Annotated in this window: 3 protein-coding genes; 2 read left to right on the top strand and 1 reads right to left on the bottom strand. The window is 76.6% G+C overall.

Annotated features, from left to right (window positions below; genetic code table 11):
• The first annotated feature begins 296 nt into the window (after positions 1-296).
• Positions 297-812 carry a hypothetical protein gene (locus ACFXA3_RS40300; protein WP_385196053.1) on the top strand — a complete coding sequence of 172 codons (516 nt, stop codon included), beginning with the start codon at positions 297-299 and terminating at the stop codon, positions 810-812.
• 41 nt (positions 813-853) lie between these two features.
• On the opposite strand, the gene ACFXA3_RS40295 is transcribed toward ACFXA3_RS40300, so the two are convergent.
• Positions 854-1,357 (bottom strand): carboxymuconolactone decarboxylase family protein, encoded by a 504-nt coding sequence (locus tag ACFXA3_RS40295; RefSeq protein ID WP_385196051.1) that lies wholly within the window; start codon positions 1,355-1,357, stop codon positions 854-856.
• Between the two features lie 46 nt (positions 1,358-1,403).
• Here ACFXA3_RS40295 and ACFXA3_RS40290 point away from each other — a divergent pair.
• Positions 1,404-2,831, top strand: a 1,428-nt coding sequence (locus ACFXA3_RS40290; RefSeq protein ID WP_385196048.1) for a PLP-dependent aminotransferase family protein, incomplete at its 3' end; no start/stop codon positions are given.

The following is a 2,831-nucleotide window of genomic DNA, read 5'->3' as shown; positions in this document are numbered from 1 at the left end:
GATGGTCAACAGTCAGGTGGCGTTCGGCGTGTGGTCCGTCGGCGAGGACCAGAGCTGCCCGGTCAACTGGCGGGGGGGGGGGGCGGCGCAAATGGGGGGGCGGGGGGGCGCGCCCGCCGGCCCCCCCGCGGGCGGCCCCGGCCGGGGGGGGGGCGCCGGCGGCCCCGGCCCCCGGGTGGGCGGGCCTGCCGCCGAAGCCCGCCCACCCGCCGGGCGGCGCCCCGGGTGGCGCCCCGGCCGATGCGCCGCCCGCGCGGCGCCGGGCCCGCCGGTGGTGGATCCGGGCGGCGATCGCCGTGGGCGCGGCGGCGGTCCTCGGCGGGGGCGCGCTGGGGGTCTCGTACCTGTCGGCGGACCCGCCGGGCCTGCCCGGCGGCTATCAGGTGCTGCGCAGCGCCGGATCGGGCTTCCGGGTCGCGGTTCCCCCCGGCTGGCAGCTCAGCACGTCCGAGTCCGGGGCCGGAACCGGCACGCTGTACCGCCCCGAGCAGGGCAGGGGCGCCCTGCTCCAGATCTTCCGGGTCACCGGGGGGCCCGACAACCCGTGCGAGGTCCTGGTCCAGAGCACCGGCGAGCTGAGCTCCCGCGACGGCTACCGGCGGCTCTCGCTGGAAACGACGGAGGGCCCCGGCTGCGAGATCGTCTACGAGATCCCCGACGGGGAGACCGGCGGAACCGCCCACGCCATCGGGCGGCTCGTCGTCGCCTCCGACAAGAGCCGGTGGGTGCTCATGGCCGTCGGCCCGGCCGGGGAGGCCAAGACCGTCCGGGTGCGCATGACGGCGGCCCTGGGCTCCTTCCGCCCGGACTGACGCCCGGGATCCCGGCGGCCGGACCGCTCCTTGCGGCCGGACTACTTGAACATGCCCGGCTTGTAGTGGCCCGGGACCATGCGGGTGGTCACCGCGAAGCGGTTCCAGGCGTTGATCGTCACGATCGCGGCGATCAGCTGGGTGAGCTCCTTCTCCTCGAAGTGCTTCGCCGCGTTCTCGAACACCTCGTCGGGAACGAAACCGTCGGTCAGGACGGTCACGGCCTCGGTCAGCGCCATCGCCGCGGCCTCCTTCTCCGTGTAGAAGTGGCGCGACTCCTCCCAGGCGCTGAGCTGGATGATCCGCTCGACCGTCTCGCCCGCGGCGAGCGCGTCCTTCGTGTGCATGTCGAGGCAGAACGCGCAGTGGTTCAGCTGCGAGGCGCGGATCTTGACCAGCTCGACCAGGACCGGGTCCAGGCCCTTCTTCGAAGCGATCTCCAGGCCCGCCATGGCCTTGTAGACGTCGGGTGCGTGCTTGGCCCAGCCCAGGCGGGGGGTGTGCTCGGGGGCGTATGCGTCGGCGTGCTCGTGCGTGGTGGTCATGTCTCCACCCTAGGAAACATGCGGCCCGCCGATATGGTCCATATCCATGACGGAATCATGGGCCACTTTCCGTGCCGACTTCGGCGCCGACCTGCACCTGGACCTCACCGCCGGACGCGGTCTGCGGGCCGGGCTCGTCGAGGCGCTGCGCGATGCCGCGCGCAGCGGACGGCTGGCGCCCGGGACCCGGCTGCCGTCCTCGCGGTCCTTCGCCGCCGACCTCGGGATCGCGCGCAACACGGTGGCGGAGGCGTACGCCGAGCTCGTCGCCGAGGGCTGGCTCACGGCCCGGCAGGGCTCCGGCACCCGCGTCGCGGAACGGGCCCGGCCGCGGCGGCCCGCCGGCGCCGCCCGGGCCCGGCAGCCGGCGCCGCAGTGGCCCTCGTACAGCCTGGTGCCCGGCACCCCGGACCTGGGCCGCTTCCCGCGCGCCGGCTGGCTGGCGGCGGCCCGGCGGGCACTGACCGACGCACCGAACGAGGCCTTCGGGTACGGGGCCGACGCGCGCGGCCGGGTGGAACTGCGGGAGGCGCTCGCCGGGTACCTGGCGCGGGCGCGCGGGGTGTACGCGGACCCGGAACGGATCGTGCTGTGCGCGGGGTTCGTGCACGCCCTGACCCTGCTCGCCGGGGTGCTGCGGGCGCGCCGGGTGCGGGAGGTCGCGGTGGAGGGGTACAGCCTCGACCTGCACCGGGAACTGCTCACGGGGGCGGGGCTGCGGACCCGGCCGCTGACGGTGGACGGCGCGGGGGCGCGGACGCCGGACCTGACGGGGGAGTCGGGGGCGGTGCTGCTGACCCCCGCCCACCAGTTCCCCACCGGGGTGGCACTGACCCCGGCCCGGCGGGCGGCGGCGGTCGACTGGGCGCGGACCACGGGCGGGCTGATCCTGGAGGACGACTACGACGGGGAGTTCCGCTACGACCGCCAGGCGGTGGGGGCGTTGCAGGGGCTGGACCCCGACCGGGTGGTCTACCTCGGCACGGCCAGCAAATCGCTCGCGCCGGGGCTGCGGATGGGCTGGATGGTGGTGCCGCCGGGGCTGCTGGACGAGGTCGTCGCGGCGAAGGGGCGGACCGACTGGACGTCGAGCGCGCTGGAGCAGCTGACCCTGGCCGAGTTCATCCGGTCCGGGGCCTACGACCGGCACGTACGCGGGATGCGGCTGCAGTACCGGCGCCGCCGGGACGAACTGGTCGCGGCCGTCTCCGGCCGGGTGGCGGTGTCGGGCATCGCGGCGGGGCTGCACGCGGTGCTGGACCTCCCGGCGGGGACGCAGGGCCAGGTCCTGCGGGCCGCGGCCTGGCAGGACCTGGCGCTGGAGACCCTGTCCCGCTACATCCACCCGGAGTCGGGCCTGCCGCCCCGCGAAGCGGGGGGGGGGGGGGGAGGCCCCCCGGCCCCCCAGCCCCGGGCCCCCGCCCCCGGGGGCCGCTACGCGGGGCGCCCCGGGTGGCCCGCCCCCCCCCCGCCC

This window comes from Streptomyces sp. NPDC059456 (assembly GCF_042750055.1).
In the GTDB taxonomy this organism is placed as follows: domain Bacteria; phylum Actinomycetota; class Actinomycetes; order Streptomycetales; family Streptomycetaceae; genus Streptomyces.
This window is presented reverse-complemented; position numbering and strand designations above follow the sequence as displayed.